Source organism: Brevibacterium linens ATCC 9172, from assembly GCF_900169165.1.
Taxonomy (GTDB): domain Bacteria; phylum Actinomycetota; class Actinomycetes; order Actinomycetales; family Brevibacteriaceae; genus Brevibacterium; species Brevibacterium linens.
Window position 1 is genome coordinate 1 of record NZ_FXYY01000020.1, and the last position, 14,511, is coordinate 14,511.

At 59.3% G+C, this 14,511-nt stretch carries 10 protein-coding genes and 1 pseudogene; 10 read left to right on the forward strand and 1 reads right to left on the reverse strand.

The annotated features are described in order from the left end of the window. Window position 1 precedes the first annotated feature (1 nt). From BLIN9172_RS13645 to BLIN9172_RS13685, 9 genes and pseudogenes are all read left to right on the forward strand, one after another. On the forward strand, window positions 2–235 hold the full coding sequence (locus BLIN9172_RS13645) for a group II intron maturase-specific domain-containing protein (protein ID WP_240516171.1): 234 nt from the start codon (window positions 2–4) through the stop codon (window positions 233–235). Window positions 236–342: 107 nt separating this feature from the next. Further along, window positions 343–816, forward strand: a pseudogene (locus BLIN9172_RS13650) (IS3 family transposase); the annotation flags it as partial. A gap of 392 nt (window positions 817–1,208) precedes the next feature. After that, the gene (locus tag BLIN9172_RS13655) at window positions 1,209–2,477 is read left to right on the forward strand and encodes a CDP-glycerol glycerophosphotransferase family protein (protein ID WP_101555543.1); all 1,269 of its coding nucleotides are present in this window, start codon (window positions 1,209–1,211) and stop codon (window positions 2,475–2,477) included. Window positions 2,478–2,580: 103 nt separating this feature from the next. Then, window positions 2,581–2,970, forward strand: a complete 390-nt coding sequence (gene tagD, locus BLIN9172_RS13660; protein WP_009885413.1) for a glycerol-3-phosphate cytidylyltransferase — start codon at window positions 2,581–2,583, stop codon at window positions 2,968–2,970. A gap of 64 nt (window positions 2,971–3,034) precedes the next feature. Beyond that, a complete protein-coding gene (locus BLIN9172_RS13665; RefSeq protein WP_240812161.1) occupies window positions 3,035–3,865 on the forward strand; it encodes a CDP-alcohol phosphatidyltransferase family protein in 831 nt (276 codons plus the stop codon). Beyond that, complete coding sequence (locus BLIN9172_RS13670; protein WP_101555545.1) at window positions 3,862–4,785, forward strand: glycosyltransferase family 2 protein; 924 nt, start codon at window positions 3,862–3,864, stop codon at window positions 4,783–4,785. Before BLIN9172_RS13665 ends, BLIN9172_RS13670 begins: the two co-directional genes overlap by 4 nt. A 149-nt stretch (window positions 4,786–4,934) precedes the next feature. Continuing rightward, window positions 4,935–7,055, forward strand: coding sequence for an acyltransferase family protein (locus tag BLIN9172_RS13675; protein ID WP_101555546.1), 2,121 nt, complete (start codon window positions 4,935–4,937; stop codon window positions 7,053–7,055). A gap of 130 nt (window positions 7,056–7,185) precedes the next feature. After that, window positions 7,186–9,834 (forward strand): glycosyltransferase family protein, encoded by a 2,649-nt coding sequence (locus BLIN9172_RS13680; RefSeq protein ID WP_101555547.1) that lies wholly within the window; start codon window positions 7,186–7,188, stop codon window positions 9,832–9,834. 226 nt (window positions 9,835–10,060) lie between these two features. Continuing rightward, window positions 10,061–11,761, forward strand: coding sequence for a glycosyltransferase (locus BLIN9172_RS13685; protein ID WP_170286924.1), 1,701 nt, complete (start codon window positions 10,061–10,063; stop codon window positions 11,759–11,761). A gap of 15 nt (window positions 11,762–11,776) precedes the next feature. Here the strand turns inward: BLIN9172_RS13685 and BLIN9172_RS13690 are convergent, their stop codons facing one another. Then, complete coding sequence (locus BLIN9172_RS13690) at window positions 11,777–12,997, reverse strand: CDP-glycerol glycerophosphotransferase family protein (RefSeq protein WP_240812160.1); 1,221 nt, start codon at window positions 12,995–12,997, stop codon at window positions 11,777–11,779. 550 nt (window positions 12,998–13,547) lie between these two features. Between BLIN9172_RS13690 and BLIN9172_RS13695 the strand changes: the two genes are divergently transcribed. Next, window positions 13,548–14,462: a GT-D fold domain-containing glycosyltransferase gene (locus BLIN9172_RS13695; protein ID WP_101555549.1), complete on the forward strand. Its 915-nt coding sequence runs from the start codon at window positions 13,548–13,550 to the stop codon at window positions 14,460–14,462. Window positions 14,463–14,511: the final 49 nt, after the last annotated feature.

The window sequence follows — 14,511 nt, forward strand, 5'->3', positions numbered from 1 at the left end:
GGTGTCGAAAGCGACATTCAGTTACGTTGACCATTACGCGTTCTGGCGGATCGTCAATTGGTTGAATAAGCGTCACCCCAAGCTGAATAAGCATACTGTGGTGCGTCGTTTCCTCCCTGGATGGGAGATACGGACGGAAGGAGTCGAGTTCTTCCGGGCCTGTCGGGTTCCAGTGACTCGCTATCGGTTCCGGGGAACTCGTATTCCCACGCCATGGGACAGTGCTGCGGCTTGATTGGCATGGAGAGCTGGATGCTCAGGAATGGGCACGTCCGGTTCGGAGGGCGGGCCGGGGAAACTTACCAGTCGTGAGGCTGGCAGAGCGCCCCGGTCCGACCCTACACCGAGCACCACACGGGTGAGGGCAAGCTGTACCTCTGCGCGATCAAGGACGCGTTCTCGGCGAGGATCGTCGGCTACTCGATCAGCTCGCGGATGAAGGCCCGACTGGCTGTCGATGCCCTCGAGATGGCAGTGGCCCGACGCGGGGACGTCACCGGGTGCGTCGTCCATAGCGATCGCGGCTCACAATTCCGGTCGAAGAAGTTCACCCGTGCCCTGGCCCGACACGGCCTGATCGGATCGATGGGCAGAGTCGGGGCAGCTGGCGATAACGCGGCCATGGAGAGCTTCTTCGCGCTACTGCAGAAGAACGTGCTCGACCGGCGCCGATGGACGACTCGTGCCCAGCTGCGGATGGCGATCGTGGTCTGGATCGAGCGGACCTATCACCGGCGTCGACGACAAGCTCGGTTGGGTCGCTTGACACCTATCGAGTACGAAGCAATTATTGAACCCGCTGCACTCGCAGCGTGAAACCTAATGTGTCACCTAATCGTGCACCAGTCCCACATTTGAGTGGTCGACCCTTTCGCGTTCGACGCAGAACTATCAGCAGTTGGTGCGGTCAGAGCGTCGTTGAAAGTATGCGCAGAATGCAACTCTTGAGGCTCGCTGTTGACGATCCTGCGACTGAATAGTGTCGTGGCCCGTGGCACGGTCTCTTTGGAAACGGGAGTTGCGCGTTTACGCAATGACGGCCGATCGAACCGTTGCCGGTTTTCAGGTGACATGTGTTCCCTCTCGCAGAATCTCACCCAAAACTAGCCGATTGATGCTCGATGAGTCGATTGCCGATCGGACAGCGTTTCACCTGGAACGGAGGTCGATTTCAGGTCGGACACAGATAGGCATGCACAATAGTCTCCATGACCTTCCTACCGGCAGAACTGCCGCATACCGCAGTCCGTGGTGCCGCATTTGCCCAATCGGCGGTAAAACTCGCAGCGTTGAGATTGCGTGAACGTGTTCGCGAGTCCCGGCTGCCTGACGAATTTCACCCTCAGGACACCGACCATTTCGTGGCGGCCGCCTACTTTGCGGGCGATCTCAGCTCGGTCTATCAGCTCGAACAGTGGTTGTGGCCCTTCGAGCAACTGGAGGCCCGGCTCAAAGAGCTCGGCCACGGCGACCGGCCCATAGGCATCATCGTCCGAAACGCTATGGTCGCCAAGCATCTCAAAGAAGTCACCGACTTTCCTGTTCGGTTCTCACGCCTGACGAAGGGACTGGACGAGTTCATGCAGGCACCGAGTCTGCGGGCAGTGTTCTATGTCAACCAGGGGACAAGCAACTTTCAGGCCCTCCGCTATCCCGAACCGGCTCATGTGCACCTCAGCCACGGTGAGAGCGAGAAGATCTCGATGATCTCCAATCAGCTCAAAGGCTACGACTACGTGTTCACTGCCGGACAGGCGGCGAGGGACCGCATTGCGCAGGCACTGTACGGAATGTCTGAGGACCGCATGTTCGATGTCGGGCGGCCCCAGTTGGATTGTCCCCGATCTGTCCCGCCCGAATGGGAAGAGTTCAAGAAGACGAACCCCGATGGTCGGGCGGTGTTCTATGCACCGACGTGGGAGGGTGATTCTCCGTCAATGGCGTATGGAACCATCGCCTACAACGGAGAGGAGATCGTCACCTCACTTCTCGAAGCTGGCTATCGAGTGATTTTCCGGCCGCATCCACGTACCGGAGTTATGCGTCACGAATTTGAGAAAGCTGTAGAAGACGTAGCAGACATCGTCGAGGCCGACCCTCGGGGATTCCTCGACAGGAGTCCGGACGTGTCATGGCAACTGGACGAAGCAGACCTTGCCGTAGTCGAAATGACTTCGGTCGCGTTCGACTGGCTCGCGTCCGGCAAACCGCTGGTTATGGTCAAACCCCACGAGCCTGCTGCGGAAGTGCTCGACGGGGGACTTCTGGATCAATGTCCGACGGTTGACCCTATGAGCAGGCGCGGAGTCGTCGACGTTATCGAAGAAGCCGACGCGAGAACTGGATCAGTTGCTGAACTGGCTCAATTCTATCTGGGTGACACGGCGGCAGGCGAGCAGACTGCACGGTTCATCCGGTCGAGCGAAGAAGTGATCAGAAACCGTTCGGAAGAACACCGTATGAAGCACGCCGAGTGAGCCAAATGACATTTTCTTAACCTGAAGTAACAGAATGATAAACTAACGCGGAACTAGTTCTGCCGCTCACGATGTGAGCTTTGATCTCTGGATGGAATCAGCAATGAAACGAGTCATCACTTACGGAACTTTCGATCTGCTCCATTACGGGCACATTCGACTGCTCCAGCGATGCAAAGAGCAGGGCGACTACTTGGTAGTTGCTCTGTCCAGCGATGAATTCAATGCTGGTAAGGGCAAGAAATCGTACTTCTCCTACGAAGAGCGAAAGCACATGCTCGAAGCTATCCGTTATGTTGATCTCGTCATTCCTGAAGACAGCTGGGAACAGAAATCGACCGACGTGGAGAAATACCACATCGACACTTTCGTCATGGGCGACGACTGGGAAGGGGAATTCGACTTCCTTAAAGACAAGTGCGAGGTCGTCTACCTGCCGCGCACTCCTGAGATCTCGACGACGCGGATCAAGAGCGAGCTGGGCAAGTCCTGACTGTGATGGCGCGGACTTCGCGCTATCGTGACGGGACATCATCATGGAGCTGAGAGGAACGGACGTGCCCGAAAAGTCTTCGGCGAAACATCCGACACTGTCGGAGCTTCGGGCCAAAGCACAGCCTCCGGAGGTCCGCAGTCGCAAGAACGCCGAACACTGGTCTGCGCAGCTCTACCTCCGCCACATCTCGATCTACTTCACGATGCTGCTCGTGCGCACGAAGATCAGCGCGAACGGCGTCACCGGCCTGATGATCGTGGCTGGCTGGTGCATTGCCGGCAGCCTGCTAATTCCTGGGATCTGGGGAGCGGTGCTCGCCGTGTTCTTCTCCCAAGTGCAGATGTACATCGACTGCTGCGACGGCGAAGTCGCACGGTGGCGCGGCACCAGCGGCGCCAAAGGTGTCTTCCTCGACAAGGTCGGTCACTACACCACAGAAGGCCTCGTCGCAGTCGCTCTCGGTGTTCGAGCCGTGGGGGAGTGGAACAACCTCATTGACGATCCTGCTGGAACCTATCCCTTCCTGCTCGCCGGAACCGTCCTCGCCGGATTAGTGCTTCTCAACAAGGCGCTCAATGACATGGTCCATGTCTCCCGCGCTTTCAACGGACTCGACAAACTCGCGGATTCGAATGAGGCAACCGCGCTCAACCCGGGAGCCATCGCCACTCTCAAACGCGTCGCACGTTTTGTTCCGTTCCACCGGATCTACCACTCCGTCGAAATGTCGCTCATGGCCCTGCTGTCGAGCATCGTCACCGCGATCGCAGTGACGGCCGGCGCGGCGCCGCTGTTCGGTGAGCGCTGGCTCGTGCTCATCATGGCGCCGCTGTGCCTGTTGTCAGTGATCGGACATTTCCTGTCCATCATGGCATCGAAGAGGCTGTCATGAGTGAGTCATCGCGGAGTCTCGCTCAGCGCTTCGAAGACAGTAAGCGCTATACTTTCGGCGTCGTCGTCCTCAGCCAGGGCAAACGACTCGAAGACCTCAACCGTGGATTCGAATCACTGCTGGCTCAGAAGGGCGTCAACCTCGACATCGTCTGCGTTGGCAACGGCTGGGAGCCGGAAGGCATCCCGGACCAAGTCAAGAAGCTCGGGTTGCCGGAGAACCTCGGAATCCCCGCCGGCAGAAATGCAGGCGTTCCCCACGTCGCCGGAGAATTCCTGTTCTTCCTCGACGATGATGCTTGGCTTCCCGATGACACTTCGCTGATGCGGATGGCACAGCTGATGCGGACGAAACCGCAGATCGGGCTGATCCAGCCGCGCGTCGAAGAGCCCGGTGGGCCGGATGCACCGAAACGGTGGATTCCCAGACTGAAGAAAGGCAGTGCCGACCATTCATCGAACGTGTTCTCGGTGTGGGAGGGCGCAGTCTGCATGCAGCGGCGGGCTTTCGACGAGTGCGGCGGATGGCCAGCCCCCTTCTGGTACGCGCACGAGGGAATCGAACTCGCGTGGAGGGTATGGGACGCCGGCTACATCGTCTGGTATATGGGCGACCTCGCCGTCGCTCACCCAGTGATCGACCCGAGGCGCCACGACGAATACTTCTACATGAATGCGAGAAACAGAGTCTGGCTGGCCCGACGAAACCTGCCGTGGCCTTTCAGCTGGGCCTATGTGGGCTCCTGGACGTTGATGCAGTTCGTCAAGTGGGCGAATAAGCCTCACCAGCTCAAAGCCTGGATGGAAGGATGGCGCGCCGGCTGGCGTCTGGACCCGTGGGGCCAAGACGAAGAGCGGCAGAAGCTGTCGAAGAGAGGCGTACTTCGCATGTCCCGGCACGGCCGACCGCCAGTCGTTTAGTTCTTCAGCTGAACCAGGGTTGATAACGTCCAGCTGGAATCTTCACCGTGCGTGGTTGTCGCCAGACGTGTGAAAGTCAAACTTTGAACATGACACTGACCGCAGTCGGGTACGTCCTGACCGACTGAGAAACCGAGTGGAGCCATTTGATGCAGTCGACAGCCACTGTCGCTGAAAACTCACCGCGAAGCACTCCTGCACCCAAACCTTCTGGGTTTCGTTCAGACATCCAAGGGCTTCGAGCCTTGGCTGTAGGAATCGTTCTGCTCTACCACTTGTGGCCGGACCGCTTCGTCGGCGGGTTCGTCGGCGTCGATGTCTTCTTCGTCATCTCCGGATTCCTCATCACCAGCCACCTCATCAAATCTCCTCCGCGCAGCTGGACGGACGTAGCAAAGTTCTGGGCACGACGTGTCCGACGACTGCTGCCGGCATCCCTGCTCGTTCTCTTCCTCGTCGGCATCGCCACCTTCCTCGTCGCTCCGCAGTCGGTGTGGGCCGATACGGGTCGGCAGATCCTCTCCGCGGGCCTCTACGTCGTCAACTGGGACTTCGCCGTCTCCAGCGTCGACTACCTCGCCGCAGACAATGCTCCTTCACCGGTGCAGCATTTCTGGTCGTTGTCGGTCGAAGAGCAGTTCTACTTCGTCTGGCCGATGATCATAGGCCTGGCGTTCCTCATCGGAACAAAGCTCGGTCGATCGAAGCGAATCGTCGGGTTCACTGTCCTCGGAATCTTCCTCGCCTCGTTCGTCTTCTCCATCTGGTACACGGCCGCGGAACCCGCAATGGCTTACTTCATCACCCCGACGAGGATGTGGGAGCTGGCAGCCGGAGGCCTTGTCGCCATCTTCGTGCTCTATATTCGACCGGAACGACTGCCGTTCAGTTCGTTGCTCGGATGGATCGGTCTCGCAGGCATCGTGGCCGCCACATTCCTCATTCGCGCGGACATGCCCTTCCCCGGATACATTGCGCTCGTACCGGTGCTGTCGACTGCCCTTGTCATCCTCGCCGACTCCCGTGGACGCACGTCTGTACTTCCGCTGCTTTCGCTGCGACCGGTTCGCTTCCTCGGCGATATCTCGTACTCCGTCTACCTCTGGCACTGGCCGCTCATCGTCCTTGTGCCCTACGCCTCGGTCAAGCTGGGCCGTTCAGAGAGCCTCGGCGTAATCGACAACATCGCCATCATTCTGGTCTCGATAGTCGCCGCCTGGGCGTCGACGGCCTGGGTGGAGAACCGATTCCGCAAATCAGCGTTCTTCAGCAGTTCGAAGAAGGCCTTCGGCTTCGCCGCTGTGGCGATGGCACTCGTCGTCGCCCTCGGATTCAGCCAGATGGTCATCGCGAACAACCTCGTCGAGCAGAATGAGGACAAACTCCAAGCTCAGCTGGATGACCCCGACTCGTGCCTCGGCGGCAGGATCCTCCTGCCCAGTGCGAAGGACAATCCGAATTGCGAGGGAATGAAATCTCTCCAGATGGAACCGGCCGCGGCGAAGAAGGACAAGTCCAAAGCCTACGCGGACGGCTGCTGGGCCAGCGCCCCCTACGCAAGCAAACCCGAGTGCACCTACGGAGACGGCTCTAAGCACGTCGCCTTGGTCGGCAACTCGCATGCCGGTCACTGGCTGCCGGCGCTCGAACGGTTGGCCGAGGAGAAAGACCTGACCATCACCACGTTCCTCGCTTCGAACTGCAGCATTTCGACACTGCCGCAGGATCTTTCGACTCCCGACGAGACCAAGGGATGTCAGGACTACGCCGACTGGGTCACAGAGCGGACGACCCAAGGCGGCTTCGACGCAGTGATCACCTCGGAGCGCCAGTCGACGCCGCTGGACGGGATGGACTGGGACGAAACCGAAGCGAAGGCGCCCGAAGGGCACAAGGAGATCCTGCAACGCTGGATCGATGCGGAACTCGATGTCGTCGTCATCCGGGACACCCCATACCCGGGTGGGCAGGACATCAATGTGCCGGACTGTGTAGCCAAACATGAAGATGATCTCGATGCCTGTTCCGGTACTCCGGAGGAATGGCACTGGATGGATCCTTTGGCAGCCTCGGCGAAATCGATCGATTCGAAACGGGTGTCGGTCATCTATCCGGAGGACTGGTTCTGTCCCGACGGACGCTGTGAGCCTGTCATCGGCGGCGTTATCACCTACTTCGACACTGCACACATCACTGCGACCTATGCGGAGACCCTCGCACCTGAACTCGGTGCGAGACTCAGCCGGACAGGTTTGGACACCTTCGGCTGACCTTCGGAAGGAAATCGGTCACTGGTTCATCGAACTGACAGTGAAGTTCGATATTGTGTGGCGGATTGACTCTGAGCCTCACATCTGAGCCCACGACCGTTCACCGAAACCTCTGTAAAGGACGAAACGAGTGACCACTGGACGAAACGCCGCGGACCGCTACCTCAGCAAGGGAAGAGAACTGGTGAAACCTGTTGTCCACGGGATCGCCCGGCGTGCTCTGCCTGTGGTCGAACGGGCATCAGGGACCAAGTACGTGCGTGAGCGTGCGACCGGTGCTGGAAAATCGTCCGGCAAGCCGAAGAAGATCGCGACCGAAACCGCTCGTGCCTACCGGAAACTGGCAACGGGACTGCACGGTGCGACAGCAGAGAACACTGATGGATGGACTGTCGCCCCATCCACACGCGAGGTCGACGCCAAGGCACGGCAGCTGGCACGCCTCAAGGCACACGCGGCACTATCCGAATCCCTGACCCAGGGATCGTCGTTCGGTCCCGCTGTCGTGAAGGCCGGACGGTCTCTCGTCGCCGCCGGACACCTGGCAGACACCGTGTCGGTCGGGCTCAACCTCCGCAGCAATCCCTCCACCGAGGAAGCCGGAAGAGTTCTCTTAGGCTTGGCCTACCAGCGGTCATCGGACCCCGAGGTCGCATGGGCACAGTTCGAGAAGATCGAAGACCGGGAGATCATCGTCGCCGCCGCCGAGGAGTACTACCCGACCGCGATCGACACGCTCGGACACGAGGCACTGCCGCTTTTGGAGAGTGCGGACAAAGCGGGGGAGACCGACAAGTGGAGTGCGAAGGCAGTGCTGCGCACCGCCGAATCGGCTTTCTGCATCGATGCCTTCGACCAGGTCCGGACTCTGGTCGAAGCTCGTCTCGACCGGATGGGTGACGACGCCGATTCGGCCGTGCGTTACGAACTCAACCGCATGCGCGACTGGCTCCCGGGAGGAAAGCACCTCGAACCACTTCCAACTACTGCGGGCAAGCGCAACTTCGGCGTCCTCAGCTACGACCAGCCGGGGATCCGCTCGCGGAACATCGGCGACTACATCCAGACGATTGCGTCGATCGGACACCTGCTCCGCTACGAGAACCTCAGCTTCACAGGCGACAATGGACTGACCGACCTCTTCGCGAAGCTTCGCCAGTCGGTCAAGGAAGAGCGGAAATACGGGGGACCTGAGGCTGAACTCAACCTGGTCGAGGTCTATCGTGACGGCAACGTCTATCAGGACATCCCAGAGGACACCTGGTACATCGCCTTCGGCTGGTACATGCATGACATCTTCGGGAAGTCGTTCAATATTCCGTTTCACCCGAATCTGCGCCCGATCCTGCTGTCGGTCTTCGTGCGGTACCCCGAGATGCTCACTCCCGAAGCCGTCGCCTATCTCAAGAAGTATGGACCGGTCGGTTGCCGTGACTGGCAGTCCGTTGCCGTGCTGCGCGCAGTCGGCGTGCCCGCTTTCTTCTCTGGCTGTCTGACGACGACGGTCGATACTCTCTTCCCCACACCCTCACCCGACCGTCGCTCGGGGACGCTGCGCGTCGACTGGACGAAGGACAATAAGGGGCCGAAGAAGAAGCAGACCGTCACCGCGATCCGCGACAAATCGTTCCCGGAGAACCTCGAACTCGCGCGCAACTGGGTCGCCGACTATGCGTATAAGTACAAGCAGGTCCTCACGTCTCGCCTGCACGCCAACCTTCCCGCACGCTCGGTGGGCGCGGACGTCGAGTTCGAACCCAAGAACAAGTCCGATTCTCGTTTCGGCGGACTGATCGGCATCAATGAAGACGAATTCGACGCGATTCGCAATGGAATCCTCGACAAGCTCTCCGTGCTTCTTCCCCTCATCGCCACGGGAGCATCAGAAGACGAGATCTACAGCAAATGGGTCGAGATCACAGCAGATGATATGGTTGCCGCCGACGAATATCTGGCATCAGCCCAACTGCCCGTTGCGGAGAGCGGGTCAGTTGCCTCGGCACTGAGCGGGATAGAACGACCCGCACCCGAAGCGCATGTCACCGACATCGTCATGACCGTTGAGAAGGGTGAAGCACCGTTGGTCGGGCAGGCACTCCGGACTATCGAGACCCACGCGGGAGCCGCCTACCGCGTGTGGCTGCCGAACGGTGCGTTGACCTCAGCCGAAGTCGACGAGATCCGCAGCGAGCTCACTCAGGGAAGCATCGACATCCTCCCGCCTGTGGCATTGGGCGACGAGAGGAGCTCGTCTGAAGTGCTGTCGGCTGTTCTGCCTGCGCTGTTTGCGGACCACGAGCGTCTCATCGTCGTGCCCGCAACCGTCGAGGTTTCTGCAGACATCACCGAACTCTCGACCGTCGACTTCAAGGACACGCTGCTGGCTGCAAAACATGACGTCAGGAAGAGCCGATCCAGCGGTCTCACTCTGATGCGACGGATCGCGAGTTCGTTCGGTGACGATCACACGGGTGCCCTCGACTTCGTCTTCGCCAGCCATGCAGGGATGAGCGAGGACTTCGTGCCGTTCGACCCGCAGATCGCCGTGCTCAATCTGGCCGGACTGCGCAGCGAAGGCGTCGTCGAACGAGTCCTAGGTCTGGTGCAGCAGAACGGCCTCAGCCATATCGACGCGATGCAGATGATCGTGAAAGGCCGGTATGCCGATCTCGGCGACGACTGGAACATCCATGCCCAGTGGGAAGCAGCGGACGCTCCCAAAATCGTCAATTGGCGCCGTCAGGCTCGCCACTTCGGCCACATGGCGCTGACGCGCTGATTGTCTGACCGTCGTCGATGAGCGTTGAGGAAAGGTACCACTTGTGAGGTTGCGAGCCCGAACGACCCCAAACGGCAGCGGCGAGGACGTTGAACCAGTCGGTCCCGCATTCGGGACCGACGCAGTCCACGTATACAACGTACTGTGGGGCATCCCGGAATCCATGGGCGGCATGACGACGGCTGCGCTGCGTCGGATTCGGAGCTTCCAGAACTATGGAAGCCCGTTGTCGCAGACCATTCTCACGTTCAGCCCACGCATGGACACCGATGAAATCAGGGACCGGCTGATCGTACAGGGGAAGATGCGAGACGATGTCGAGCTCGTCAACATCTGGCAGGATCTTCGCGGACGAAGCGAAGCCGAGCTGGCCCGCCTTGAGGGAGAACCCCCGAGGATGCCGATCCCCGACGAGGGCGGCGAGCTCGAGAACATCACCGCTTTCTACGATGTGTTCCGCAACACGCAGACCGGAGCGGTCATCCGACGCAACTACCGGCGAGCGGACGGAAGTCTGCTGCTTGCCGACATCGACGATTCGAAGCTCGGCCGACGGTTCGTCCTGCATTCGCCGGACGGACGGCCGATGACGGAATGGCGACGACCCCGAGACTTCTACAATGCTTGGGTCTCGGCAGTGGTGACGAAGGAACCTGCCGTCGTCATCGTCGATGAGAAGAAGGTCAGCGAGTTCATCCACGAGATCTCGGACCGGGCATTCCCCCTCATTCTGTTCCTCCACGGGACTCACCTTCGCCGCCCGTGGAACGGGAACCATGGTCAGATCCTGCCGCGCCGGCTGGACACGATACGCAACCTCGACCGTTTCGACATCGTCGGGGTGCAGACCGAACAGCAGGCCGAGGCGGTCCAAGCCTTGGGATTCACGGAGGCGAACATCCGCCTGCTGACGGGGGAGCTTCCAGAATCGGCGATGCTGCCGGAGGCTTCGCGCCGGCGACCACTGAACTCGGCCGTCATGATCGCCAATCTCATCGCGCTCAAACGCATCGACCATTCGATCCGTGCGGTGGCCGAATTGAGAGACCGCGGAATCGACGTCTCCTTGACCGTCCTTGGCGAGGGCAGCGAACGAGGCAGACTCGAGAAACTCATCGACGACCTCGACCTCGGTGACCGCGTCGGACTGCCCGGGTATGTCACCGATGTGTCAGAAAGACTGCAGTCAGCGTCGTTCTCGATGCTCACGAGTACGAGTGAGGGCCTGCCGCTGTCGATGATGGAATCCATGGGGGCCGGATGCATCCCCATCGTCTACGACATCACCTATGGCCCGCGAGATCTGATCGAGCACGGCCGCAACGGCTTCATCACACCGTGGAGCGACATCGACGCGCTGTCCGACCAGATCGACGCCTTCCTCACATTGGACGAGGACCGCGTCGAGGGCATGCGTCGGGAGGCACGGAAGACCGTCGAACGCTACCTTCCTGAAGCGGGTTACCAGCGTTGGCAGGACGCGCTGGAAGAAGTGGTGGTGGTGAACCTGCCCGATGACCGTGACGAGAAATCGGCACCGTCGATCGCCGCCAAGAAGCTCACTTGCGAGGCGACAACTCAGGGTTGCCGCATCGAGATCGAACTCGACCGGATCCATCCGGCGATTGCTGAGAGCCTGGAGCTGGTCGTTGCGGGCCGGAAGCTCAGCACCTTCTTCGTCAGCAGCAGTACGCAGATCTCAACCCGCAGATTCGGCAACAAAGTCGTTCTTACCTTCGACGTCGACTACGCGGGCTTCTCAGAGTCTCCCGACGAGACTTTCGACGTGTTCCTGCGCAGAGCCCACGACATGTGGACAGCCAAGCGGAGAATCAAGGCACCGAGGCGGTTCCGTGCTGTGCAAGCAGGGGACAGAGAATGGTATTCGACGAAGCATGGGAACCTGTCGGTCCGTCCACACTCGTGAGCTGAGATTGGGACCTCAGTCGTCGCTGGACTCCGCGTTGGTGCTCTCTGAGTGGAACTTTCTCAGTTCGACGGTGCGATCGGCGATGAGATCGGAGACGGCAGCGGTGAACAGGGCGGTCGACGTCCCTTTCTCACCTTCTCCGAAGTAGTGTCGCCTGAGTTCCTGCCTGGCAGCGGCGGCCGTGTCATCGGAGGACATCTCCAGCAACATCGATTCCACTCTGTCGACCGTCGTCTCGTCGATGATCGGGGTTGCTCGGCTGATGGGGGCTTCGGCATTGAGCTTGTTCGTGTCGGTGCGGCGGTCAGTCAGCGCCAAGGGCTTGTGCGGTTCGAGGTAGAGGTAGTCGAGTCCGACACTGGAGACGTCGGTGACAAGCAGGTCAACCGTGTCGAACATGGCGAGAATGTCACCCTGCATGAGCACCTGGTGCTGTTGCGTCGGGTCGTCGATGGTTTCGTTCGCGTGGTCGATGAGTGCGAGGATACGCGTGTTCGCCTCCGTCATAGCGGGGTCGTTGGAAGCTTCGACCCGGGGATGAGGCTTATAGATGAGTCGGGCGTTCGGGACCCTCAACGCGGCCTCGACGATCTGGGGGCCGTAGAGGTCGACCGAGGTGTAATTGTTCGACTCGTTCTCACCTTCCCACGTCGGCGCGTACATGATCGTCCGTGCTGACGACGGCTCGAGCTCCGGCGGCCTGTCGATGTCCAGCTGCGGGCGACCGACTTTGACCAGCGCCGATTCGTCGAAATCGATGAGCGCTCTGCGATGTCGTTCGATCGCAGCATCGCCGGCGACGAACACCTTGTCGTAGGATTTCGCCTGATTGGACACCATACTCAGCTTGTCAGACTCACCATGATTGACATGAACGTGAACCATCGGGGCGAAGGCCAGGGACTGGAAGTTCGTCACACCGTTATTGACGTAGAGCGCCAGCTTGAAATCGTTGGCATGGTAGAAGGTGTGGAGAGGGTCGAAGCGCCGTTTGAACACGACAGGTAGGTGGGTGGACTCGAGGGCTTGCAGCAGTGCCGATCCCTTGCGCAGGACAAGAACGACCCGGTGCTTTTTGTGGAGTTCTTCGAGGACGGGAAGCCACTGTTCGAGTTGATAGAACTTGGAACTGCGATCACCGAAATACACGACCACATCGCCCTGGGCGTAGCTGCCATCGAATTCGCCCTCGAGCCGGTTCCACCGCTCGGTGCCTCTGATCCATTTGCTCACATTTTTCCAAGCAGACGAGCGCACGGCCCATAGAGCCGGCTTTCGGATCAGGCTTCTCACGATGTTCCTTTCGATGTAGAGGCAAGCACTTGAATCCACACAGACGTGGCTTTTGAATCAATGGTACGGGCATCAAACGGTTGATTGTGAACTTGGTCAACGCTGGACAAGCTAGACGGATGCACTCGCTCGATCGGCGATTACTCAACAGTATGTCGGCGCAGCATACAAATGTTCTTCAACGCGTGCGGGAATCGCCAGGGCAGAACCGTGGATGGCGACGCGGTCGGCGGCGAAGGCAGGCGGCGTCGCCGGAAGCGCGCAGTTTTCTGAACGCCCGGTGCGGCACCTCGTCCTATAGCCCAGCCGTTGCCACTGAGTGGATTCCACCTTCGTCATGGAACCCCGTTTGAAAAAAATCGAAGATTCTAGCTTCACAAGAGTTATATACGCGCGGGATGTGCAACCTGAAGTGTTGAGAAGATCTCGACGCGGTGATTGGCGTAGACTTGTATACTCAAGAGTTGATTAGGGCGGATAGGTGCCAGTAATGAGACCCAACGGTGGCGAAAAGTTGAAACAGCAATTGAAGATCGCGCTGGGGCGCGATTTGCTCAATAAGGCCGTGAACGATTTAACTAAGATTCGTGAGTTCCTAACGGTAATCGCGAAAGACCGTCACCACATCACCGACGTCCAGCTAACTCGGGCCGAACGCCTTAACCTCGACACTTTACGGCTCGTGGCAATCGAGCCAATCTATGCAGAGCTCGAATCTTACTCCAGCAGCCACTTCCTAGGCTACGAAGAGACGATGAGGCGGCTTGCTACCCAAAAGGTCAGTTTCGCTCGTTTTGGAGACGGGGAGTTCAAGGTTATGCTCCGTCCTGACGGTAATCACGTCTTTCAAGACATCGTTCCGGAAATACAGTTGGAGCTTGAACAGGTATTGACGCACGGGTCCAGTTCCACAACACTGGTCGGAATGCCGACGGTCATCAAGGATCCCTTTTGGTCTAATGTGTGGGCGAACTACTATCCGCAGCTCAAGAAGCTCTACCCGGACGAAGCTAAATACGGCTGCACCCACGTTACTAGGCCAATCTACTTCCGACGATGGAAGCAGAGCGCCGTGGACGCCTGGAGAAAAGTCTGGGACGGAATGGACGCATGCGTGGTGACGGGTTCCCAGTCGCGCTTCGATCTCATCCCCGAATTGTTCGACACCCTCAACAGCGCCAAGTTCGTCTATGGAGCTAATCGCAACGCTTACTTCGATATTGATGAGCTTGAAAATGCGGCGTTGACGGCAAACTCTGACGTGGTGCTCATCAGCATGGGCCCAACGGGTACTGTTCTGGCGAACAGATTGGCAGCGAAAGGGCAATTGGCGCTGGACATTGGCCACATCGCCGCAAGTTACAAGAATGCCTTCCACGACGCCGCTCGACCCGAGGCCCAATAACGCTGACGTCTTCGTGCCCCCGCGGTTGCTGTCACGGGCGTCCGCTCGG